19 protein-coding genes and 2 pseudogenes are annotated in these 22,792 nt (G+C 70.6%); 15 read left to right on the forward strand and 6 right to left on the reverse strand.

What is annotated here, in order from left to right:
- Positions 1–201 precede the first annotated feature (201 nt).
- On the forward strand, positions 202–729 hold the full coding sequence (locus AB0F77_RS31530) for a GNAT family protein (protein WP_358079606.1): 528 nt from the start codon (positions 202–204) through the stop codon (positions 727–729).
- 9 nt (positions 730–738) lie between these two features.
- Here AB0F77_RS31530 and AB0F77_RS31535 read toward each other — a convergent pair.
- From AB0F77_RS31535 to AB0F77_RS31545, 3 genes and pseudogenes are all read right to left on the reverse strand, one after another.
- Positions 739–861 (reverse strand): annotated as a pseudogene (locus tag AB0F77_RS31535) (IS5/IS1182 family transposase); the annotation flags it as partial.
- Positions 862–968: 107 nt separating this feature from the next.
- A pseudogene (locus AB0F77_RS31540) lies at positions 969–2,749 on the reverse strand (reverse transcriptase domain-containing protein).
- A 461-nt stretch (positions 2,750–3,210) separates the two neighbouring features.
- Positions 3,211–3,981 carry an IS5 family transposase gene (locus tag AB0F77_RS31545; RefSeq protein WP_358079612.1) on the reverse strand — a complete coding sequence of 257 codons (771 nt, stop codon included), beginning with the start codon at positions 3,979–3,981 and terminating at the stop codon, positions 3,211–3,213.
- A gap of 113 nt (positions 3,982–4,094) precedes the next feature.
- Between AB0F77_RS31545 and AB0F77_RS31550 the strand changes: the two genes are divergently transcribed.
- Together AB0F77_RS31550 and AB0F77_RS31555 are read left to right on the forward strand one after the other, a co-directional pair.
- Positions 4,095–5,027 carry an IS481 family transposase gene (locus tag AB0F77_RS31550; RefSeq protein WP_361955084.1) on the forward strand — a complete coding sequence of 311 codons (933 nt, stop codon included), beginning with the start codon at positions 4,095–4,097 and terminating at the stop codon, positions 5,025–5,027.
- 485 nt (positions 5,028–5,512) lie between these two features.
- Positions 5,513–5,644: a hypothetical protein gene (locus AB0F77_RS31555; RefSeq protein WP_361955085.1), complete on the forward strand. Its 132-nt coding sequence runs from the start codon at positions 5,513–5,515 to the stop codon at positions 5,642–5,644.
- 242 nt (positions 5,645–5,886) lie between these two features.
- Here the strand turns inward: AB0F77_RS31555 and AB0F77_RS31560 are convergent, their stop codons facing one another.
- The 3 genes from AB0F77_RS31560 to AB0F77_RS31570 all read right to left on the reverse strand — a co-directional run bounded on the left by AB0F77_RS31560 (position 5,887) and on the right by AB0F77_RS31570 (position 9,314).
- Positions 5,887–7,008, reverse strand: coding sequence for an NADH:flavin oxidoreductase (locus tag AB0F77_RS31560; protein WP_361955086.1), 1,122 nt, complete (start codon positions 7,006–7,008; stop codon positions 5,887–5,889).
- 104 nt (positions 7,009–7,112) lie between these two features.
- The gene (locus AB0F77_RS31565; protein WP_361955087.1) at positions 7,113–8,684 is read right to left on the reverse strand and encodes an MDR family MFS transporter; all 1,572 of its coding nucleotides are present in this window, start codon (positions 8,682–8,684) and stop codon (positions 7,113–7,115) included.
- Between the two features lie 30 nt (positions 8,685–8,714).
- The gene (locus AB0F77_RS31570) at positions 8,715–9,314 is read right to left on the reverse strand and encodes an NAD(P)H-dependent oxidoreductase (protein ID WP_361955088.1); all 600 of its coding nucleotides are present in this window, start codon (positions 9,312–9,314) and stop codon (positions 8,715–8,717) included.
- A 118-nt stretch (positions 9,315–9,432) separates the two neighbouring features.
- Between AB0F77_RS31570 and AB0F77_RS31575 the strand changes: the two genes are divergently transcribed.
- The 12 genes from AB0F77_RS31575 to AB0F77_RS31630 all read left to right on the forward strand — a co-directional run bounded on the left by AB0F77_RS31575 (position 9,433) and on the right by AB0F77_RS31630 (position 22,767).
- Positions 9,433–10,170, forward strand: a complete 738-nt coding sequence (locus AB0F77_RS31575) for a TetR/AcrR family transcriptional regulator (RefSeq protein ID WP_361955089.1) — start codon at positions 9,433–9,435, stop codon at positions 10,168–10,170.
- Positions 10,171–10,299: 129 nt separating this feature from the next.
- Positions 10,300–11,157 carry a hypothetical protein gene (locus AB0F77_RS31580; RefSeq protein ID WP_361955090.1) on the forward strand — a complete coding sequence of 286 codons (858 nt, stop codon included), beginning with the start codon at positions 10,300–10,302 and terminating at the stop codon, positions 11,155–11,157.
- Positions 11,158–11,491: 334 nt separating this feature from the next.
- Positions 11,492–12,979, forward strand: coding sequence for an FAD-dependent monooxygenase (locus tag AB0F77_RS31585; RefSeq protein WP_361955091.1), 1,488 nt, complete (start codon positions 11,492–11,494; stop codon positions 12,977–12,979).
- A 13-nt stretch (positions 12,980–12,992) separates the two neighbouring features.
- Complete coding sequence (locus AB0F77_RS31590) at positions 12,993–13,319, forward strand: TcmI family type II polyketide cyclase (protein WP_361955092.1); 327 nt, start codon at positions 12,993–12,995, stop codon at positions 13,317–13,319.
- Positions 13,316–14,596, forward strand: a complete 1,281-nt coding sequence (locus AB0F77_RS31595) for a beta-ketoacyl-[acyl-carrier-protein] synthase family protein (RefSeq protein WP_361955093.1) — start codon at positions 13,316–13,318, stop codon at positions 14,594–14,596. Before AB0F77_RS31590 ends, AB0F77_RS31595 begins: the two co-directional genes overlap by 4 nt.
- The gene (locus AB0F77_RS31600; protein WP_361955094.1) at positions 14,593–15,858 is read left to right on the forward strand and encodes a ketosynthase chain-length factor; all 1,266 of its coding nucleotides are present in this window, start codon (positions 14,593–14,595) and stop codon (positions 15,856–15,858) included. Before AB0F77_RS31595 ends, AB0F77_RS31600 begins: the two co-directional genes overlap by 4 nt.
- A 48-nt stretch (positions 15,859–15,906) precedes the next feature.
- Entirely contained in the window at positions 15,907–16,176 is a 270-nt protein-coding gene (locus tag AB0F77_RS31605) for an acyl carrier protein (RefSeq protein WP_361955095.1), read from the forward strand.
- 191 nt (positions 16,177–16,367) lie between these two features.
- Positions 16,368–17,153 carry a 3-oxoacyl-ACP reductase FabG gene (gene fabG / locus AB0F77_RS31610; protein WP_361955096.1) on the forward strand — a complete coding sequence of 262 codons (786 nt, stop codon included), beginning with the start codon at positions 16,368–16,370 and terminating at the stop codon, positions 17,151–17,153.
- 41 nt (positions 17,154–17,194) lie between these two features.
- The gene (locus AB0F77_RS31615) at positions 17,195–18,130 is read left to right on the forward strand and encodes an aromatase/cyclase (RefSeq protein ID WP_361955097.1); all 936 of its coding nucleotides are present in this window, start codon (positions 17,195–17,197) and stop codon (positions 18,128–18,130) included.
- A gap of 2 nt (positions 18,131–18,132) precedes the next feature.
- Positions 18,133–20,118, forward strand: coding sequence for an SDR family oxidoreductase (locus tag AB0F77_RS31620; RefSeq protein WP_361955098.1), 1,986 nt, complete (start codon positions 18,133–18,135; stop codon positions 20,116–20,118).
- A gap of 20 nt (positions 20,119–20,138) precedes the next feature.
- Positions 20,139–21,386, forward strand: coding sequence for an MFS transporter (locus tag AB0F77_RS31625; RefSeq protein ID WP_361955099.1), 1,248 nt, complete (start codon positions 20,139–20,141; stop codon positions 21,384–21,386).
- Positions 21,387–21,474: 88 nt separating this feature from the next.
- Positions 21,475–22,767, forward strand: coding sequence for an activator-dependent family glycosyltransferase (locus AB0F77_RS31630; protein ID WP_361955100.1), 1,293 nt, complete (start codon positions 21,475–21,477; stop codon positions 22,765–22,767).
- Positions 22,768–22,792: the final 25 nt, after the last annotated feature.

The raw sequence follows: 22,792 nt of genomic DNA on the forward strand, positions 1-22,792 counted from the left end.
GAGCGAGTAACTCCCACTCCTGGTCAGTGAGTTCATGACGGCGTACCACAACACCATCATCTACCACCCGAACGATCTTTGAAGACGGACCCTAGCTCTAACTGATCGTTTCAGAATGAAGCGCTTGGCCAGAAGTGTTGGCTCCTGCGGCTCGCATAGGTTGGCAGGTCTCATCCGACGCACCGCCACGAGGATCAGCCCATGTACAACAGCACCAGGATCCGCCTGATCGAGCCCGCCGATGCCGCCCCGATAGCCGCGCATCGGGTGCGGGACTTCGAGGCTTTCCGCCCGTGGGAACCGGCCCAGCCGGCCGACTTCTTCACCCCGAAGGGCCAGGCGGAGCGGATCGACAGGCTGCTGGCTGGGTACCGGGCCGGCATGGTCTGGCCGGGCGTGGTACTCGCCGACGACCAGGTGATCGGGCAGGTCACGGTCGGAGGCATCCTGCCGCAGCCTCACCTTCGCCGCGGTTCCGTCGGTTACTGGATCGCCAGCGTCGCCCAGAATCAAGGGCATGCCGGGCGCGCCGTCGGGCTTGTACTCCGGGTGATGACGGACGAACTCGGGTTGCACCGCGCTGAGGCGTCCACCAATCTGGAGAATCTGCCGTCGCAACGGGTGCTGCGCCGCAACGGGTTCAACCCGTACGGCGTCGCGCACTCGTCGATCTTTCTCGACGGGAGCTGGCGGGACGGGCTGCTGTGGGAGCGGGTCCTGGGCGACTGACCGATCGTTTCACAACGAGGTCCGTAGGCGGCGGAGGCATATGAGGCTGCAGGCCAGTTCGAGTAGGCCCTGATGGAGGTCAGCACGTCTTTCGTAGCGGATGCGGAGTCGTTTGAACTGGTGAAGCCAGGCGGTTGGGTCGGCCGCGCGGTGAGGTGCCCGCCGTGGCAGGTCCTGTTCCGCGCGGCCTCCCGCCGAACCGGACATGACGGTTTCCCGGTCATCCGGCTCTCCAGTGACTACTGCGTGTCTGTTTTGGCAGGCCTTTTGAGTGGATTCGGTCATGACAGGTGTCGCAGGCCACGACGGTTTTGCGACGCCGTTGCAGCATGACGCGCGCCCAGTCGGAGGGCTGCCATCCGGCATGCGCGAGGTCGGCGAGAGCGCGGACGTGGTGCACTTGCACGTTGCCCTTGCCTCCGCAGATCTCGCAGGTGTCCGCCAAGAGCCTCGCGATGAGTTCCTTCTGCGGATAGTCCACCCGGACCGGCTCACGGTCGGCGATTTCTGCCGTCCGCTGCCGCTGGAGTGGAATTCCACCGAACCGCGCCACCAGTGGTTTCCTGTTCTTCCGTTCGATGCGGGCCTCGAAACAGACTCGGGGCCCGCTGGGAGTGTCGATTCGGGCCTTGTGCTTGGCGGCCATCTTCGGCACTGATGAACGGTGCTTGGCCGCAAGAGTCTTGAGCATGGACGTTTCCATGACCCATTACAGCCGATGCAGCCGGAAGGCATCTCCGGCGAGCAGGTAGTGCTGGGCGATGCCCCGGTAGACGGCCCCGAACGTCGCAACGATCGCATGATCACTGCTGTTGATCAGGGCCTTTCTCTTCGCGGGTTTTCCGCGGGCAAGATACGGGGTGCACTTGGCTTTGATCACGTCCCGGGGGACACGGAGTGCGATCTGGCCGTTGATGCGCCGGTAACGGCCGGTCTTCTTCGTGTCGTTGTGCTGGGTCGTGATCTCGTAACCGAGAAACCGCGCTGCCCCGGTGCGGGCATGAGTGATCAGCGTTTTGTCCGGGGACAGTTCGAGCTTGAGTTCATCACGCAGGAACTGGGCCAGGCGCTGCTTGATCTGCTCGGCCTCGGATTTCGGTCCGGCAAAACCCAGGAGATGATCGTCCGCGTAGCGGATATAGCGCAGTCTCCGATATTCCGGATCGTTCGGATCCGAGCTCGGCAGGCTGACCATCCGCTGACGCAGCATGCGGGCCTGGGCCCGGTCGCCGCGCCGGCGGGCTTTCGCCAGCAGATTCTGCAGCTCCAGATAGGCCGGGTTGCGGGCCCGGCGATCTCCTCGGGTGTACTCCGGGATCAGAACCGTCTCGACGAACTCATCCAGACTGTGCAGGTAGATGTTGGACAGGATGGGGGAGGCCACCCCGCCTTGGGGTGCTCCGGAGAGCGTGGCACCCCACCTCCAGTCCTCCAGGTATCCGGCCTTGAGCATGTTGCGCACCAGCCGCAGAAACCGCTGGTCATGGATCTTCTCGCCGAGGATCGACAGCAGGACCTGGTGGTCCAGGCTGCCGAAGCAGTCGGCGATGTCCCCTTCGATGAACCAGGATGTCCCGGTCCAGGTGTGGTCCACCTCCCGCAATGCGGTATGGCAACCTCGGCGGGGACGGAAGCCATGCGAGCGGTCGGAGAACGTCGGCTCGTAATACGCCTCCAATAACAGACGGACCACTTCACCAACGAGCTTGTCCGACCAGGTCGGCAGCCCCAGCGGACGCATCTTCCCGTTCTTCTTCGGGATATGAATGCGTCGCACCGGACGGAACCGATAACGCTCGTTGCGCATCGCCTCGATGATCCGGCTGATCTTCCGCTGGGACATGCCGTCCACGGTTTCCGCCGTGACCCCGGGCGTCATCGCGCCATGGTTGGCGTAGATACGTCCGTAGGCCAGCAGATACAACTGCGGGTTGAACAGCTGCCGATACAGTTCATCGCACGGCAGGTTGCGCCTGCCGCGTTCACGCAGGACACCCAGCACCGTTGCGGCGCTCTGCATTTCGCATACCTCCCGGGTTTCGAGGTGTCCGAATCACCTGGCCCCCTTCGCCCTGCAGACGGCTTTCCCGTCCTCCCCGGCCGGGCGTTAATCCGGCGACTACTACGAGGCCTCCGTCGCCCTAGGACTCGCATCCCGTAGGCGATCCCACGTTCGTCTCTGTCTGTACGTTCTAGCGCGACACAGGCGTCCCACTCATCTCCTTGAATGCCCTCGCTGGGCATCGCTCCACGCTCCGGAAGTTGCTCCGGCCACACCATGCGAAGCCTGAGCAGAGCGCGGCGCCGGTTTCAGTTGTCTTTCCGACGGATGGGAACTTGCATCTTCTGGAGATTGGGCTTCAAACAATCCAGTCTTCGCCATATCGCACGGGCCACCCAGTACCCCGTCCCTGACAACTGGGCCCGGTCACTGGTTTTCTGACATGCTTTTGTCCCCTTCACCTTTCGGATCCAGGTAAGTCATCGGGCCCAGGAACCTCCTTCCGATTTCCTCCCGGTTGAACCGGGGATACAAACAAAGCGCCTCGTGGCGCACAAGGCGCGCTCGACGACCCAGCGGACTTTGCCCAGTCCGGAGCCGTGGGCGGCACCGCGTCGGGCGATCACGGGTTTGATGCTGCGTTTCCACAGCAGGCGGCGGTACTTGTCGAAGTCATAGCCCCGGTCGGCGTACAGTCGCCGGGGCTTGCGCCGAGGGCGTCCCCGAAGGCCCCGGATCGGGGGAACCGCGTTCAGCAGGGGCAGAAAGCTGGGTGACGTCGTGCCGGTTGCCGCCAGTGAGCGTGACTGCGAGCGGGGTTCCGTGCCGGTCGACGATGAGGTGGTGCTTGGAGCCGGGGCGGGCCCGGTCGACCGGTGAGGGACCGACGTGATCCCCCCTTTGAGAGCCCGGATGTGCGAGCCGTCCACGGCGCAGTCGTCCAAGTCCAGCAGGTCGGCGCGGCGCAGCTCGCCCAGCAGGGTGGCATGCAGGCGGGGCCAGACACCGGCCTCGGTCCAGTCCCGCAGCCGGCGCCAGGCCGTCACACCGGAGCAGCCCACACTCTCTGCGGGAACGTCACGCCAGGCGACACCGGTCCGCAGCACATACATGACGCCAGCAAGCGCCGTTCGGTCGGGAACACGCAACCGCCCCGGATGGCGACAGCGCCGCTCGGGAGCAGGGGGCAACAGCCCAGCCACCCGCTCCCACAGGTCGTCAGGAACAAGATCAACACGCACTCCGGACACCCTGGCGACCAAGATTGCCGAGCGCAAGACCCACAGCTCAACTCATTCTGAAACGATCAGTAAAACTGACGGACGTTATTGACAGGTGGGTCTCCAGTCTCTAGGAGACCGCCATGACTGAACGCGAGCTCGCAAGACGCGCCCGGCACCGGCTCGCTGTGCTGCGTCACGCGGAGGAGGTGAGCGGCAACATCGCCGCGACCTGCCGCTCCTACGGCATCAGCCGCCAATGCTTCTACACCTGGCGTCGACGCTACGAAGCCGAGGGCCTGGACGGACTGAAGGACCGCTCCAGCGCCCCGCACCACACGCCGCATGCCACCGCGGGCGACGTGGTGGAGAAGATTCTCTGGCTGCGCCGGCAGTACCACTTCGGCCCGGCGAAGATCGCAATGTATCTGCAGCGGTACCACGACGTGGCGATCAGCACGTCCGGCGTCTGGCGGATCTTGAAGAAGGTGGGCCTGAACCGGCTGCCGGCCTCGCAGCGCTACAAGCGCCGCTCCATCCGCTGGAAGCGCTATGAGAAGCAGCGCCCCGGTCACCAGCTGCAGGTCGACGTGAAGTTCATCGAGCCGCTCGGCCAGAGCGGTCGAAAGAAGCGCTACTACCAGTACACCGCCATCGACGACTGCACCCGCCTGAGGGTGCTGCGCGCCTGTCCCCGCAATGACCAGAAGACCGCGATCCAGTTCATCGACTACGTCCTGGCCAAGCTCCCGTTCATGGTCGAGCAGGTCCAGACCGACAACGGCCAGGAGTTCGGCCAGGCCTTCCACTGGCACCTGCTCGACAAGGGCATCGGGCACGTTCGGATCAAGCCCCGAACCCCGCGGCTGAACGGCAAAGTCGAGCGATCCCACCGCATCGACTCCGAAGAGTTCTATCGCCTCCTGGAAGGCCAGGTCATCGACGACGTCAACCTCTTCAACAGCAAACTGCAGGAGTGGGAGGACTACTACAACTACCATCGCCCCCACGGTGCCCTCGCCGGCCAGACCCCATACGAACGCCTACGACAGAAGGCCCAGGACCCCCTGTCATAGGCGTCCGTCAGCTGCACACCTAGCGGCCGGGGCCCAGTCCACCACCGGGACGTTCGCGGGACACACCTACATCGTAAAGTTCCCGGGCAACGTCAGCAGGTTCCCCCCAGCACGGCCAGTACCCCGCTCGTGATTTTCGGAGCCACCTGCCTGACCGGGATGAACACCACCGGAGCGTTGCTGAACCGCTTCTCGGAGTCCGCACTGCCCACCACCATAACCACACAGGCCGTAGGCACACAGGCGGTGGGCATGCTCAGCCTGCACCCGGTCAGCACCCATCCAGGCGCGGCGGTGACGTCCCTGGCCCTGACGGGCGCTACGCCCGGACCAGTACTCACAACCACCCAGAACCACATACCACACCACACCACACAAACACCACACCCACACCCACACCCACACCCACACCCAACTCCAGTGCCTACAACGCCGGTATCGCGGCCGGCGCCGCCCTCGGGGCACTCGTCCTGCCGCTCGCCGGGGTGCGAGGCATCTTCCTTGTCGGCGGGCTGCTGAGCATCGGGGCCTGTGCGGTACTGCCCGGTGGCCGGCTGCTCTCCGGGAGCCCGCTCCAGCGCTCCCCCGGCCGGTGCTCGGTCGGCGGCCTGCGCTGACGAGACCCGTCTTATGTGCCTCAGCCGACCACGCTCGTCCGGCCCGGGACGGCAGGTGCGAGATCCAGAGACGAAAGGTGCGAGATCCGGAAAGGCGCCGTGGCCAAACCGGACGAGATCGTGCCTGGCCACACCGTTCGGAGCACAGCACACCTCGCCAGAAGCGGCCCCGGGCGCCCTCGGCCCACGATCCCTCCGGCGGCCTCCCGCACCAAGGACCGACTCGTGCGCGGACAGACGGCTCAGTGGAGGTTGCCGACGAGGCTCACGTGGAAGGGGGTGAGTTCGTCGACGCGGCCCGCGAGGACCTTCTCCAGCCACTCGGGATCGCCGAGCAGCGCCCGGCCGACCGCCACGAGGTCGAACTCGTCGCGCTCCATGCGGTCGAGCAGTTCGCCTATGTCGGTGACTGTGGCCCGCTCGCCCTGGTACAGCGCCTGGAGGAACTCGTTGCTGAGGCCGACCGAGCCGACGCTGATGGTGGGTCTGCCGGAGAGCTTCTTCGCCCAGCCCGCCAGGTTGAGGTCGGACCCCTCGAACTCCGGGAGGTGGAAGCGGCGGGTGGAGCAGTGGAAGGCGTCGGCGCCCGCCTCGGACAACAACCCGAGCATGGTCTGCAGTTCCTGCGGCGTCTCGACGATCCGCGCGTCGTAGTGGCTCACCTTCCACTGGGAGAAGCGGAAGGAGATCGGGAAGTCGGCGGAGACGCTCTGCCGGCAGGCGGCGACGACTTGGGCGGCGAAGCGGGTGCGGCCGGTGATGTCGCCGCCGTAGGCGTCGGTGCGCCGGTTGGTGCGGGGCCACAGGAACTGGTCGATCAGATAGCCGTGGCCGCCGTGGATCTCCACCCCGTCGAAGCCCAGCGCCTCGGCGGAGGCCGCGGAGGCCGCGTAGGCGGCGACCACGTCGTCGATGTCCGCCCGGGTCATCTCCCGGCCGGACCTGGTGCCGTCCGGGGCGATCCCGGAGGGGCCGATCCGCGGGGCGTCGGGGACCGGCGGGCTGCCCGCGGTGCGGTCCATGCCGACGTGCCACAGCTGCGGCATGATCCGGCCGCCCGCGCGGTGGACGGCGTCGGCCACGGCCGACCAGCCGGCGAGCGCCTCGTCGCCGTGGAAGTGCGGGACCCGGGCGCTGCTGCCCGCCGAATCGTGGCCCACGTAGGTGCCCTCGGTGATGATCAGGCCGACGCCGGCGGCCGCCCGCCGGGCGTAGTAGCGCGCCACGTCGTCGCCCGGCACGCCACCGGGGGAGAACTCACGCGTCATCGGGGCCATGACGACGCGGTTGGGCAGCGTGAGGCTGCCCAGGGAGAACGGGCGGACCAGGACGTCCCGGACGCGCTGGACGGATTTCGTGGGCATCGGTGTTCACCTTCGGTGGAGGCCGACCGCACGGCGACGGGGGATTTCGACCGTGCGGTCGGCGGCTTGGGCGGGTGTGGGAGCCGGGCCGGGGCCGGCCGTGCTCAGTCCCCGGGAGGGGTGGGGGCGAGGTCCTTCGCGGCGCCGGTCCCGGACCCGGGGGCCGACGAGGCCGGGGCCGGAGCCGCGCGGACGAACCACGCCGTACCGAACGCGAGCGCGGACAGCACGGCCGCGCCGACCAGGACGCCGTGCAGACCGCTGCTGACGGCGTCCTCGACGGCGGCGCGCGTGCCGGCCGGCATGTCCTTGAGCAGAGCGGGCGTCAGTCCGCCCCCGGCGGTCAGCCGTTGTTCCGTGGCGGCGCCGAGCCGCTCGGCCAGCACGTCGCTCATGCGGCTGCTCTGCACGGCGCCGAGCATGGCGACCCCGAGGGAGCCGCCGATGGTGCGCACCAGGGTGACCGTGCCCGTGGCCGCGCCCATGTCCTGCGGGGGCGCGCTGTTCATGGTGGTCAGCAGGGTGCTCTGCATCAGGGCGCCGACCCCCGCCCCGACGAACAGGGTGAGCGCGGAGGCCAGGGCGAGCGGGGTGTCCGTGCCGAGCATGAGCAGCAGCAGCGCCCCGGCGAAGGTGACGGCGCCGCCGGTGAGCGGCACGGCACGGTCCAGGCCGCCGCCGTCCATCAGCCGCCCGGTGATCAGTTGGGACGTCAGCATGCCGAGCATCAGCGGCAGGATGAGCAGACCGCTGACGGTGGGCGAGGAGCCCTGGACGAACTGCATGTACTGCGGGAGGTAGTTGATGACGGAGACGAGCACGGCGCCGACCAGGAAGCTGAGGATCTGGGCCAGGGTGAAGTCCCGGTGGGCGAAGAGCCGGGGCGGCGTGATCGGTTCGGCGGCGCGCCGTTCCACCCGGACGAACCAGGCCAGGGCCAGCACGACGAGGACGGCGAGTCCGGCGATCTGCCAGGACGTCCACGCGTAGGTGGTGCCGGCCCAGCCCGCCAGCAGGGTGAGGGCCAGGATGCCGGTGGTGAGCAGGACCGCGCCGAGGTAGTCGATCCGTCCCGTGACGCGGGTGGCGGGCAGCCGTACGCCCCTGGCGACCGCGAGCAGCGCGACGAGACCGACGGGCACGTTGACGTAGAACGCCCAGCGCCAGCTCAGGTAGTCGGTGATGAACCCGCCGAGCAGGGGGCCGCCGACGAACGCGATCGGCAGGGTGATGCCCACCATCGACTGGAGCCGGCCACGGTCCTGAGCGGGTACCAGCACGGCAATGACCGAGAGCGCGCCGACCATCAGACCGCCCGCGCCGAGGCCCTGAAGGGCACGGAAGGCGATGAGCTGCCCCATGCTCTGCGCAAGGCCGCACAGCACCGTCCCGACGAGGAAGAGCACCACGCAGTTGAGATAGGCGCCCTTGCGGCCGTAGAGGTCTCCCAGTTTGCCCCAGACGGGGGTGGACGCGGCCATGGTGAGCAGGTACGCCGTCAGCGCCCATGAGAAGTGGTCGAGGCCGCCGAGGTCGCCCACGATGGTCGGAAGCGCGGTGCCGACGATCTGTCCGTCGAGCGTCGCCAGGAAGATGCCGAGCATGAGCCCGAGGACGCCGAGGCGGGGCAGGGCGGGCCGGTCGGGCGCGGGAGTGGCGGTCGGGCGGTCGTTCATCACTGCCCCCAGGGCACGAGTGGCGGGACGTCAGACGGCGTACGGGCGGGCGCGCCTGGCCTCGCGCAGGGCCTGCCCCCACCAGATGAGCTGGTCGAGCATGGCCTTGGCCGCGATGTCGCACCCGGGGTCGGTCGGCTTGCCGTCGGGGCCGAAGATCTCGCCGTAGTTGTGGAAACTGACCGTGTTGCGGATCGTGACCGCGTGGAGTTCCGCGAAGACGACCCGGAGCTGTTCGACGGCGCGCAGGCCGCCCGCGAGGCCGCCGTAGGAGACGAAGCCGATCGGCTTGGCGTGCCACTGCTCGTTGTGCCAGTCGACGGCGTTCTTCAGCGGCGCGGGGAAGCTGTGGTTGTACTCGGGCGTGACGACCACAAACGCGTCGGCCCGGGCCAGTCGCGGTGTCACCGCGCCCAGTTGGGCCACGATCTCGTCGGAGGGAGTCTCGCCGAACGCCGGGAACACGGTCGGCAGCGGCGTCTCGACGAGGTCGATCACGTCGGCCGCCATGTCGTCGCGCTGGGCGATGTGTCCGGTGATCCAGTCGGCGACGACCGGACCGAACCGCCCGTCGCGGGTACTGCCGATGATCACCGCGGTGCGGAGAGTGTCGTCGGTCACGTCGGCCATGGTGGACCCCCTGCGATGTGTACGCCGTATCGTTCACGTACAACGTACACAGTTGAGTGTACGCTGTCTACTCTTGATACAATGTACACAGCACTGTTCGTCGGAAGGAACCGAAGCGATGGCCGCGCACGAGAGACAGGCAGTGGACGAGGAGAAGGACCGGGCCTCCGTGTGGGAGCGCCTGGAGCGGCCGGCACCCGCTCCCCGGACCACCCTCACCCCCCTGCGGATCGCCGCGGCCGCCGTCGGCATCGCCGACGCCGAGGGGCTCGACGCGGTCACCATGCGCCGCCTGGCCACCGAACTCGGCGTCGCACCCATGGCCGCGTACCGCTACGTCACGGGCAAGGACGAACTCCTGGAGCTGATGGTCGACTTCGTCTACGCGGAGCTGGAGCTGCCCGACGGTACGGAGGGCTGGCGCGTGACCATGCGGTCCGTCGCCCTGCGGATAAGGGAGGCCCTGCTGCGGCACTCCTGGGTGACGCGGGCGACGTGGTGCGCGCCGACCCCGAACCAGCTGGCCGTGCCCGAGGCCGCGCTGACCGCGCTCGACGGCCTCGGACTCGACGCGGACACCGCCATGGCGGCCTACAGCACCCTCATCGCCTATGTGCAGGGCGCGGTCGACACGGAGATCGGGCTGACGCAGATGCTGCGCGTCCGCGGCTGGTCGACACGTCAGGAGGCCCGCTCGGGACTGGCCTCGCAGATGGCCTGGCTCATGAGCACCGGCCGGTTCCCCAGGTACGCGCGGTACATCGGCGAGGCCGAGCGCAAGGACGATCAGCAATGGCAGTTCGAAACCGGACTGGACTCCGTCCTCGACGGCATCGCGGCGCGCTTCGCGATCTGAGGACATCACCAGGACAGGTCGGTACGGAAAACCGTAGACCCGCTACAGAGGAATGACAGCCGACGGGTCTTCGCTTGTCCGTCCGTGAATTCCGGGAATAGGTTCGCCGCACTGGAAACGGTGGGGGAAATGACTTACGGATTCACGGACATCACAGAGACCGCCCGTACGACGACCTGGGAACCGACGGAGTGCGACGGCGCCGGGTGCCGGCGCCGCGCGACCGGCGCCCGCACCCGGGAGCCGGCCGTCGCCGGCAGCCGGCTCTGCCCGGCCTGCCGGCGCCGTCTCACCCACGACCTGCGCAGCCTCCCGCGTCTGCACGACGAGTGCGGACACCTGCTCACCGGCGCCGGCCGGCCGCGCGAGCGCACGTCCGGCGGCGGCCCGGCAACCGGTCTGCCCTTCAACACGGCGGCCGCCGAGGCCCGTTCCGGCATCGTCGGGACCCTGCGGTCCTGGGGTGCGCTGGTGGTCCAGGAGCTGGGGGTCGGCGCCCCGCCGGACACCCCGGCCCGGATCGCGCACTTCCTACTGGGCCACGCCGCCTGGCTCCTCGCGCACGAGGCCGCCGGTGAGCTGTCCGACGAGGTGGCGCGGTGCGTGCGCCGGGCCCACCGGATCGTCGATCCCGCGCAGCGGCGCCGGGTCCCGGCCGGCGACTGCGTCGTGCCGGGCTGCGGGGGCGTACTGACCGCGGTGGCCGGCGCGGGCACCGACCCGGCCGTCGAGGTCGGCTGCGACACCGATCCCGCACACCGCTGGTCCGGGCAGGAGTGGCTGCGGCGGAACGCCCCGCGGGGGCCGGAGCGCACCGGACCGGCGGTGCGCTGGCTGACCGCCCGGGACATCGCCACCCTGTGGGGCACCGCGCCGGGCAGCGTCTACCGCCACGCCAGCCAGGCCCGGTGGCGCCGCCGCACCGCCGGCGGCCGCACCTATTACCACGAGCAGGACGTCCACACGTCGCTCGGCGCCCGCGCCTGACGAAGGCGCCGGCGCGAAAGACGCCGAGTACGGCCGTCAACGGCTCCACCCGGGGTGCATCACCCCGGGTGGAGCTTTTTTTCGTCGGGCCCGGAAAAGCACGCTTGACAAAGTCCTGACGCAGACATGTGGTTGCACGGAAAAACGGGCGTTGACATCCGCGGGGACACCGAAGAAGGTCTTCATTAGCTTCCGCAGCACTGTGCCGATTCACCGGGCACGACAACGGCACGGAAAAGCAACAGCGCGGAAAAGCATCGAGCGGCGCACCGGAGTCTCTTCCGGTGCGCCGCTTCGTCGTACCGACCATTCCGACGCCCCGGAGGACACATCCATGGACGCTTCCGTCATCGTCGCCGGCGCAGGCCCCACCGGACTCATGCTCGCCGGGGAGCTGCGGCTCGCGGGAGTCGACGTCATCGTGCTGGACCGGCTGCGGGAGCGCACCGGCGAGTCCCGCGGGCTGGGCTTCACGACCCGGACGATGGAGGTCTTCGACCAGCGCGGGCTGCTGCACCGCCTCGGCGACATGGGCACCAGCAACGCGGGCCACTTCGGCGGCCTGCCGGTCGACTTCGGCGTCCTCGACAGCGTCCACCAGGCGGCCAAGACCGTGCCCCAGTCGGACACCGAGACGATGCTCGAGAACTGGGCGCGCGAGCTGGGCACCGATCTGAGGCGCGGCCACGAACTGGTCGCCCTGCGCGACCACGGCGACCACGTCGAGGCCGAGGTGCGCGGCCCCGGGGGCGAGGAGAGCCGGCTGACGGCCTCCTACCTGGTGGGGTGCGACGGGGGCCGCAGCACCGTGCGCAGGGCCTCCGGCTTCGACTTCCCGGGCACCCCGGCGACCATGGAGATGTACCTGGCGGACATCAAGGGCGTGGAGCTGACGCCGCGGCTGATCGGCGAGACGTACACCGGCGGCATGGTGATGTGCGGCCCGCTCGGCGACCGCGGTGTCACCCGCATCATCGTCTGCGAGCGCGGCGCGCCGCCCCGCCGGCGCACCGAACCGCCCTCGTACGCGGAGGTGGCGGCGGCCTGGCAGCGGATCACCGGCATCGACATCTCGCACGCCGAGCACGAGTGGGTCAGCGCGTTCGGCGACGCGACGCGGCTCGCCACGGAGTACCGGCGGGGCCGGGTGCTGCTCGCCGGGGACGCCGCGCACATCCACCTGCCGGCCGGCGGCCAGGGCATGAACACCGGCATCCAGGACGCCGTGAACCTCGGCTGGAAGCTGGCCGCCGTGGTCCGCGGCACCGCGCCCGAGGAGCTGCTGGACACTTACCACGGCGAACGGCACGCGGTGGGCGAGCGGCTGATGATGAACACCAAGGCGCAGGGGCTGCTCTTCCTCACCGGCGACGAGGTGCAGCCGCTGCGCGACGTGCTGGCGGAGCTCATCCGCTACAACGAGGTCAGCCGCCACCTCGCGGGCATGGTGAGCGGTCTGGAGATCCGCTACGACGTCGGCCGGGGCCGCCACCCGCTGCTGGGCCTGCGGATGCCGCACCTGGAGCTGGTCGGCGACCGGCGCAAGACCAGCAGCACCGAACTGCTGCGCGGCGGGCGGGGCGTGCTGCTCGACCTGGCGGACAACGCCGTCCTCCGCGAGCGTGCGGCCGGCTGGTCGGACCGGGTGGACCTCGTGACCGCGGAGCCGCACGGCGTGGCGGCCGGCGGTCCGCTCGCGGACACGTCGGCGGTGCTGGTGCGGCCCGACGGGCACGTGGCCTGGGCCGCGCCGGGCAGCCACCACGATCTGCCCATGGCACTGGAGCGCTGGTTCGGCCCGTCCCGCATCCAGCAGTCCTGACAAGGAGAGACTCATGCACAGCACACTGATCGTGGCCCGCATGGAGCCCCGTTCCACCGAGGACGTCGCCCGCCTCTTCGGCGCGTTCGACGGCACGGAGATGCCGCAGCGGATGGGCACCCGGCGCCGGCAGCTCTTCACGTACCGGGGCCTCTACTTCCACCTCCAGGACTTCGACTCCGCGGACGGCGGCGAGCGGATCGAGGCGGCCAAGGAGGACCCGCGGTTCGTCGGCATCAGCCAGGACCTCAAGCCGTTCGTCACCGCCTACGACCCCGCCACCTGGCGCTCCCCCGCCGACGCCATGGCGCGGCGCTTCTACCACTGGACCGCGCTGTGAGCGGCCCGGACGGCCGGCGGGTCGTGATCACCGGCATCGGCGTCACCGCGCCCGGCGGCGTCGGCGCCAAGGCCTTCTGGAGCCTGCTGTCCGACGGGCGCACCGCGACCCGGCGCATCAGCTTCTTCGACCCCTCCCCGTTCCGCTCGCAGGTCGCCGCCGAGGTCGACTTCGACACCGAACTGCTCGGTCTCGGCGCGCAGCAGGTCCGGCGGATGGACCGGGCCGCGCAGTTCGCGGTGGTCACCGCGCGGGAGGCGGTGGCGGACAGCGGCCTCGAGTTCGGCTCCCTCGACCCGCACCGCACCGGGGTGACCATCGGCAGCGCGGTCGGCGCGACGATGGGGCTCGACGAGGAGTACCGGACCGTCAGCGACAGCGGACGGCTCGATCTCGTCGACCACACCTACGCGGTCCCGCATCTCTACAACTACCTGGTGCCCAGCTCCTTCGCCGCCGAGGTGGCCTGGGCGGTGGGCGCCGAGGGCCCGGCCACGGTGGTCTCCACCGGCTGCACCTCCGGCCTCGACGCCGTGGGCCACGCCGCCGAGCTGATCCGCGAGGGATCGGCCGACGTCATGGTGGCGGGCGCGGCGGACGCCCCGATCTCGCCCATCACCGTGGCCTGCTTCGACGCGATCAAGGCCACCACGGCGCGCAACGACGACCCGGAGCACGCCTCCCGCCCCTTCGACGGGACGCGCAACGGGTTCGTCCTGGGCGAGGGTTCGGCCGTGTTCGTCCTGGAGGAACTGGCGGCGGCACGGCGGCGCGGCGCCCATGTGTACGCGGAGATCGCCGGGTACGCCACGCGCAGCAACGCCTTCCACATGACGGGGCTGCGCCCCGACGGACGCGAGATGGCCGAGGCGATCCGGGTGGCCCTGGCGGAGGCGCGGCTCGCCCCGGAGGGGATCGACTACGTCAACGCGCACGGTTCGGGGACCAAGCAGAACGACCGGCACGAGACCGCCGCGTTCAAGCGCAGCCTGGGCGAGCACGCGTACGCCGTGCCCGTCAGCTCCATCAAGTCGATGGTCGGGCACTCGCTGGGCGCCATCGGCTCCATCGAGATCGCGGCGAGCGCGCTGGCGATGGAGCACGACGTCGTACCGCCCACGGCCAACCTGCGCACGCCCGACCCCGAGTGCGACCTCGACTACGTGCCGCTCACCGCACGTGACTGGCGGACGGACGCCGTGCTGTCCGTGGGCAGCGGATTCGGCGGGTTCCAGAGCGCCATGGTGCTCGCCCGTCCCGATCGGAGGGCGGCATGAGCACGAGCGGCGTCCGGGTCGCCGTCACCGGGCTGGGGGTGGTCGCCCCCAACGGCCTGGGCACCGACGCCTATTGGGCGGCGACCCGCAAGGGCAGCAGCGGCATAGGCCGGATCACGCGCTTCGTCCCCGACCGGTACCCGAGCCGGCTGGCCGGTGAGATCGAGGGGTTCACCGCGGCGGATCACCTGCCGGGCCGGCTGCTGCCGCAGACCGACCGGATGACCCAGCTGGCCCTGGTCGCCGCCGACTGGGCGTTCGAGGACGCCGCGGTGCGCCCCGGGGAGCTGCCCGAGTTCGAGATGGGCGTGATCACGGCGAGCTCGTCGGGCGGATTCGAGTTCGGCCAGCGGGAGTTGCAGGCCCTGTGGAGCCGGGGCAGCCGGTACGTCAGCGCGTACCAGTCGTTCGCCTGGTTCTACGCCGTCAACAGCGGCCAGATCTCCATCCGCAATGGCATGCGCGGCCCGAGCGGCGTGGTCGTCAGCGACCAGGCGGGCGGACTCGACGCGGTCGCCCAGGCGCGGCGGCTGATCCGCAAGGGCACCCGGCTGGTGATGTCGGGCGCCGTCGACGCGTCGATCTGCCCCTGGGGCTGGGTCGCCCAGATGGCGAGCAACCGGCTGAGCACCAGCGACAGTCCGGAACGGGCCTATCTGCCCTTCGACGCCGCGGCGAACGGCCACGTGGCCGGCGAGGGCGGTGCCCTGCTGGTCCTGGAGGAGCTGGAGCAGGCCCGCGCCCGGGGCGCGAAGCGGATCTACGGCGAGATCGCCGGTTACGGTTCCACGCTCGACCCCCGGCCGGACAGCGGGCGTCCCGCCGGGCTGCGCAAGGCCGTCGAGCTGGCCCTGGCCGACGCCGGGGTCACGCCCGGCGACATCGACGTGGTGTTCGCCGACGCTGCCGCGATCCCCGAGCTGGACCGGATCGAGGCGGCGGCGATCACCGGGGTGTTCGGAGCCCGCGCGGTACCGGTGACGGCGCCCAAGACGATGACCGGGCGGCTCTACTCGGGAGCGGCGCCCCTGGACCTGGCCGCCGCGTTCCTCGCCATGCGGGACGGGGTGATCCCGCCGTCGATCGGCGTCTCCCCCTCCCCCGAGTACGACCTCGACCTGGTCGTCGACCAGGAACGGACCGCCACGGTGCGCTGCGCCCTGGTGATCGCTCGCGGCCACGGCGGTTTCAACTCCGCGGTCGTGGTGCGCGCCGCCGCACAGGCACGGCCCGGCGGGCGGCGACGGTCGTCGGCTCGCTGAGACCGGCGTGACCCGACTCCCCTCCCAGCGACGAAAGGACACCCACCCATGCCCTCCCACGAGTTCACCCTCGACGACCTCAGGCGCATCCTGCGCGACGGGGCCGGCGCGGACGAAGCGGCCGATCTCGACGGGGACATCGCCGACAGCGCCTTCGAGTCGCTGGGCTACGAGTCCCTGGCGATGCTGGAGACCGGCGGACGCATCGAGCGCGAGTACGGCATCACCCTGGACGACGACGCGCTGACCGCCACCAGGACCCCGCGCGAGCTGATCAAGGACGTCAACGCCCTGCTGGTGACCGCCGACATCGGCTGAACCGGACCCGGACCGCGCCGCCGGCTCCCGCCGGTCACCGTCGTCGATGCCTTCGGCGGGAACCGGCGGCGCGCACCTCCTTCCAGGCGCTTCCTGGCACTTTCCCGCGCCACTCGACCCTTTCACCCCTTTCACCCCCTTCAACCTTTTCGTTCTTTTCGCGCCTCCCCTTCCTTCCGCAGGAGACAGACATGACGCAGCTCAATCCGAAGGTCGCCCTCGTCACGGGCGCGACCAGCGGCATCGGCCTGGCGGTGACCAGGCTGCTGGCCGGGCAGGGCCACCGGGTCTTCCTCTGCGCCCGTACCGAGGACAGCGTGACCCGTACGGTCAAGGAACTCCTCGACGACGGGCTGGAGGTGGACGGCGCCCCCTGCGACGTCCGCTCCGCGGACGACGTCAAGCGGTTCGTGGGCCAGGCGGTCGGGCGTTTCGGCACGGTCGACGTGCTGGTGAACAACGCGGGCCGCTCCGGCGGCGGAGTCACCGCAGAGATCACCGACGACCTCTGGTACGACGTCATCGACACCAATCTCCACAGCGTCTTCCGGATGACGCGCGAGGTGCTCACGACCGGCGGCATGCGCGGCAAGGACCGCGGCCGGATCATCAGCGTCGCCTCCACCGCGGGCAAGCAGGGCGTGGTGCTCGGCGCCCCCTACTCGGCCTCCAAACACGGCGTGGTCGGTTTCACCAAGGCGCTCGGCAACGAGCTGGCGCCCACCGGCATCACCGTCAACGCGGTCTGCCCCGGCTACGTCGAAACGCCGATGGCGCAGCGCGTACGCCAGGGCTACGCGGCCGCGTACGACACCACCGAGGACGCCATCCTCCAGAAATTCCAGGCGAAGATCCCGCTCGGCCGCTACTCGACGCCCGACGAGGTCGCGGGCCTGGTCGGATACCTGGCGTCCGACGCCGCCGCCTCCATCACCTCCCAGGCGCTGAACGTCTGCGGGGGCCTCGGCAACTTCTGAGACAGCGCGGGCACTTCCCGAGACACGGAGGAGAGCACACCATGACGACCCGTCAGGTCGAGCACACCGTCACCGTCGACGCCCCGGCCGCCGCCGTCTACCGGCTGATCGCCGAGGTGGCGAACTGGCCCCGGATCTTCCCGCCGACCCTCTACGTCGACCACGTCGAGCGGGGCGCGGACGAGGAGCGCATCCGCATCTGGGCCACCGCCAACGGCGAGGCGAAGAACTGGATCTCGCGCCGCACTCTGGACGCCGAGCGCCTGCGGATCACGTTCCGCCAGGAGGTCTCCACACCGCCGGTCGCCGCCATGGGCGGCACCTGGATCATCGAACCGCTGTCCGGGACGTCGTCGCGGGTGCGGCTGCTGCACGACTACCGGGCCGTCGGCGACGACCCGGACGGCCTGAAGTGGATCGACGAGGCCGTCGACCGCAACTCCCGCTCGGAGCTGGCCGCGTTGAAGACCAACGTCGAACTGGCCCACGCCTCCGAGGAGATCACGTTCTCCTTCGAGGACACCGTGCAGATCGCCGGCACGGTCAAGGACGCCTACGACTTCGTCAACGAGGCCGGGCGGTGGGAGGAGCGGCTGCCGCACGTGGCCTCCGTCCGCTTCTCGGAGGACACCCCGGGTCTGCAGGTCCTGGAGATGGACACCCGCGCCAAGGACGGCTCGACGCACACCACCAAGTCGTACCGGGTGGTCTTCCCGCCCCACACGATCGCCTACAAGCAGGTCACCCTGCCCGCGCTGATGACCCTGCACACCGGCCGCTGGACGTTCACGGAGAACGACGGCGGCACTGTCGCGACCTCGCAGCACACCGTGGTCCTCAACACGGCGAACATCAGCGCCGTGCTGGGCCCCGGCGCGAGCGTCGCCGACGCCCGGGCGTACGTCCACGGTGCGCTGAGCGCCAACAGCCGCGCCACCCTGGGCCACGCCAAGGACTACGCCGAGAACAAGCGCTGACCATGGGCACGCTGGACACCGATGTGCTCGTGGTCGGCGCCGGACCGGTCGGTCTGCTGCTCGCCGGGGAGCTGCGCACGGGCGGGGCGCGGGTGACCGTGCTGGAGCGGCTGACCGGGCCCGGCACCGAGTCGCGGGCGTCGGTCCTGCACGCCCGCACCATGGAACTGCTGCACCGGCGGGGCCTGGTCGAGCGGCTCGGGCCGCCGCCCGACGCCGGGCCCGGCCACTTCGGCGGCGTCCCCCTCGACCTGGCCGAGGCCGGCGACAGCCCGTACGCCGGCCAGTGGAAGGCTCCGCAGACCCTGGTCGAGGCCGTGCTGGCCGACTGGGCGGCCGGGCTCGGGGCCGAGGTGCGGCGCGGCCACACGGTGACCGCTCTGGCCGAGGCACCGGACCGGGTGCACGTCGTCGCGACCACACCGGCGGGCGGGCGGCTGCGGCTGAGCGCCGCTTACGTCGTCGGCTGCGACGGCGAGGAGAGCACCGTACGGCGGCTGGCCGGCTTCGCGTTCCCCGGGACCGGCCCCACCAAGGAGCTGCTGCGCGCCGACCTGACCGGCATCGACCTGCGGGAACGGCGCTTCGAGCGGCACCCGGAGGGGGTGGCCAACGCCCGCCGCGGAGCGAACGGCGTCACCCGCGTCATGGTGCACGCGTTCGACCGGGTCCCCGGCGGATCCAAAAACCCCTCCTTCGAGGAGGTCCGCGCGGTGTGGGCCCGCGTCACCGGCGAGGACCTCGGCGGCGCCCGGCCGCTGTGGCTCAACGCGTTCCACAACGAGCGCCGGCAGGCCGCCCGTTACCGCATCGGCCGGGTGTTCCTCGCCGGTGACGCCGCCCACGTCCAGCTTCCGGTGGGCGGGCAGGCCCTCAACCTCGGCCTCCAGGACGCGGCGGACCTCGGCGAGAAGCTCGCCGCGCACCTCACCGGCCGGGCCGGCGCGGAACTGCTCGACACCTACCACGCCGTCCGCCACCCGGTGGGCGCGCGCGTGCTCGGCAACATCGAGGCGCAGGCCCAGCTGCTGTTCGGCGGGCCCGCGGTGGACGGCGTGCGGACGGTGTTCCGGGAACTCCTCGGCATCGCGGCGGCCCGCCGCCACCTCGCCGCGATGATCAGCGGGCTCGACGGCGGCGGCCCGGCCATGACGGAGCCCGGCGGCCCGGCCGTGCACGGCGCTCCCGGACCGAATCGTCAGCACACCACGCACCGGAGGAACACCATGGGCAAACTGACCGGAAAGACCGCGCTCGTCACCGGCTCCAGCCGCGGCATCGGCCGAGCCACGGCGCTCGGGCTGGCCCGCGAGGGAGCGCTCGTCGCGGTGCACTGCGCCGGCAACCGCACGGCCGCCGACGAGACCGTCGCCGCCATCGAGAAGGAGGGCGGCCGGGCCTTCCCGGTGACGGCCGAACTCGGGGTGCCCGGCGACGTCCACGAACTGTTCCTGGCGCTGGAGCGGGAACTGAAGGAACGCACCGGCGCCACCACGCTCGACATCCTGGTGAACAACGCCGGGGTCATGGGCGGCGTGGCCCCGGAGGACCTGACGCCCGAGGCGTTCGACCGGCTGTTCGCCGTCAACGCCAAGGCACCGTACTTCCTCGTGCAGCGCGCGCTGCACAACCTCCCCGACGGCGGCCGGATCATCAACATCTCCTCGGGCCTGACCCGGGTCGCCAACCCGCAGGAGGTGGCGTACGCGATGACCAAGGGCGCGATCGACCAGCTCACCCTGCACTTCGCCAAACACCTCGGGCCCCGCGGCATCACCGTGAACAGCGTGGGCCCGGGCATCACCGACAACGGCTCGCCGGTCTTCGACGACCCGGAGGCGGTGGCGGCCATGGCGGGCTACTCGGTGTTCGGCCGGGTCGGCGAGACCCGGGACGTCGCGGACGTGGTGGCGTTCCTCGCGAGCGACGACTCCCGCTGGATCACCGGCTCCTACCTGGACGCCAGCGGCGGCACCCTGCTCGGCTGACGGGGCGGAGGGCCACCCGCATGACGACGCTCTCCTCCCGCCCCGCGTCCCGTACCGGCGCCGGACGGCGGGCCCTGCTCCTCGTGCTCGCCGGCAACATGCTCATCGACGCCATGGAGGTCTCCGTCGTCCTGGTCGCCCTGCCGGCGATGGAACGGGACCTCGGGCTGTCGCCGCTCGGCAGCCAGTGGGTGATGAGCGGCTTCGCCGCCGGTTTCGCGGCGCTGCTGCTGCTCGGGCCGCGGCTCGTCGCCCGGTGGGGCCGGCGGCGGGTGTACCTGGCGGCGCTGCCGGTGTTCGTCGCCGCCTCGGTGGCCGGCGGCCTCACCGGCCAGAGTGCGGTGCTGATCGCCACCCGCGTGGTGAAGGGCATGTGCGCGGCGCTGACCGCCCCCACCGGGCTCGCGATCATCAGCACCACGTTCCGGCCGGGGGCCGGGCAGCGCCGGGCGGTATCGGTGTACTCGCTCTTCGGGGCGGCCGGTTTCACCGCGGGGCTGCTGTGCTCGGGGGCCCTGACCGGGCTGAGCTGGCGCTGGAACCCGGTACTGCCGGCCCCGGTCGCCCTGTTGCTGCTGGTGGCCGGGTTCCGGCTCATCCCCCGCGACACGGCGCCTGCGCCCGCGGCGCCGCTGGGGGCGACCCTGGCGCGGCTGCTGCGCAACGGTCCGTTCCGGCGCTCGGCGGTGTGCGCGGCCACCCTCAACGGCACCTATCTGGGCCTGCTGCTGCTGTTCGTCCACGAGGTGCACGACCGGTGGGGGTGGAGTTCCTGGCGTACCGCACTCGCGTTCCTGCCGGCCTGTCTGCCCCTGGCGCTCACGCTGCCCCTGGCCGGCCGGGCGGTGGCGCGCTTCGGCACCGAACGGCTGATCAGGGCCGGAAGCCGCGCCGCGCTGCTCGGCTGTGCGACCGCCCTGCTGACCGGGGCGCCCGGGTCGTACGCCACCGGCGTGCTGCCCGCGCTGCTGCTCGTCGAGGCTGGCTTCGTGCTGTCCTTCGCGGCCCTCAACCTCCAGGCCACGGCCGGGATCCCGGCCGAGCACCGTGGTGCCGCAGTGCCGGTCTACCAGACGGCCGTGCAACTGGGCGCGGTGCTCGTGCTGCCGTCCGTGGCCGCGTCCCTCGGCGCCGGCCGAGGGGGCGCGCTCGTGCTCCTCACCGCCGTGTCGGCGACGGGTGCGCTCGTCGCCTGCGCCACCCGCACCCGCACCCGCACCCGCACCCGCACCCGCACCACTGATACCGACACCGACACCGCGTCCTGATCGCGCTGTTCCCCACGCACGCCGTGCCCGTCCAGTCAGTTCCCCGCACCCCCGCCCCGTGCACCCGAACCCGAACGGAGTTCCCACGATGCGTGTCCTGTTCACCATCTTTCCGGCGACGGCACACCTGTATCCCGTCGTGCCGCTGGCCTGGGCACTGCAGAGCGCCGGGCACGAGGTCGTCGTGGCGAGCCACGCGGGCGTCGTGGACCCCGAGGTGATCGCGAACATCAGCGCGGCCGGGCTCACGGCCATCCCCCTGGGCACGTCGGAGGAACTGCCGCGGGCCCTGGGCATCCACACGGGGGAGATCAAGCCGGACCGTCCCTCGCTCGGTTTCGATTCCGGTGAACCGTACGAGACGGAGGGCTGGCGCACGGCACGTGCAATCTTCACCGGGATGTTCCGGCTGCACTACCCCGAGCCCGAGGAGCCGGGCGGCCGCCGGCCCGTGCTGGACAACCTGATCGACTTCGCCCGCGCCTGGCAGCCCGACCTGGTGCTGTGGGACCCGCTGATGTTCCCCGCGCCCATCGCCGCGCGGGTCAGCGGCGCCGCGCACGCCCGTCTGGTCTGGGGCACGGACAACGTCGGTGTGATCCACGAGCGGACGAAGCGGGAACTGGCCGACCCGGACTCGGAGTTGACCGAGCATCCCTGGCTGAGCTGGTTCGGTCCGCTGCTGGAGCGGTACGGGCTGGAGTTCAGCGACGAGATGCTGCTCGGCCAGTGGACCCTCGACCTGACGCAGTCCAGGATGCGGCAGCCGCTGGACGTGACGCACGTCCCGGTCCGGCGCGTCCCCTACACCGGCGCGGCCTCCCTGCCGGCGTGGCTGCACGGCCGGCCCGAACGCCCGCGCGTGGTGCTGACGCTGGGGGTGAGCCGGCGCAAGATCTTCGGCAAGTACACCGGTTTCCCCATGCGCGAGTTCTTCGAGTCGGTGTCCGCCCTGGACATCGAGGTCGTCGCCACCCTCGACAGCATGCAGCTCGCGACGGTCGGCGCCCTGCCCGACAACGTCCGCGCGGTCGAGTACGTGCCGCTCAACCAGGTCCTGCCGACCAGTGCGGCGGTCATCCACCACGGCGGGGGCGGGACCTTCGCCGCCGCCGTCGCCTTCCAGGTGCCCCAGCTCGTGGTGCCGCTGGTGATGTGGGACGAGATGCTCACGGCCCGGTACGTCGAGGAGACGGGCGCGGGCCTGGTCGCCGACCCCGAGGCGATGGACGTGCCGACGCTGCACAAGCAGCTCGTGCAGCTCCTGGAGGACCCGTCGTTCGCCGTCGGCACCCGCCGCCTGTACGACGGGATGCTCTCCGCGCCCGCGCCGAACGAAGTCGTTCCCCTGCTGGAGCGCCTGACGGCCGAACGCCGCTGACCGCCCCCGCGGAGGCCGGAGAAGC

This window comes from Streptomyces sp. NPDC026672 (genome assembly GCF_040638185.1).
Classification (GTDB): domain Bacteria; phylum Actinomycetota; class Actinomycetes; order Streptomycetales; family Streptomycetaceae; genus Streptomyces.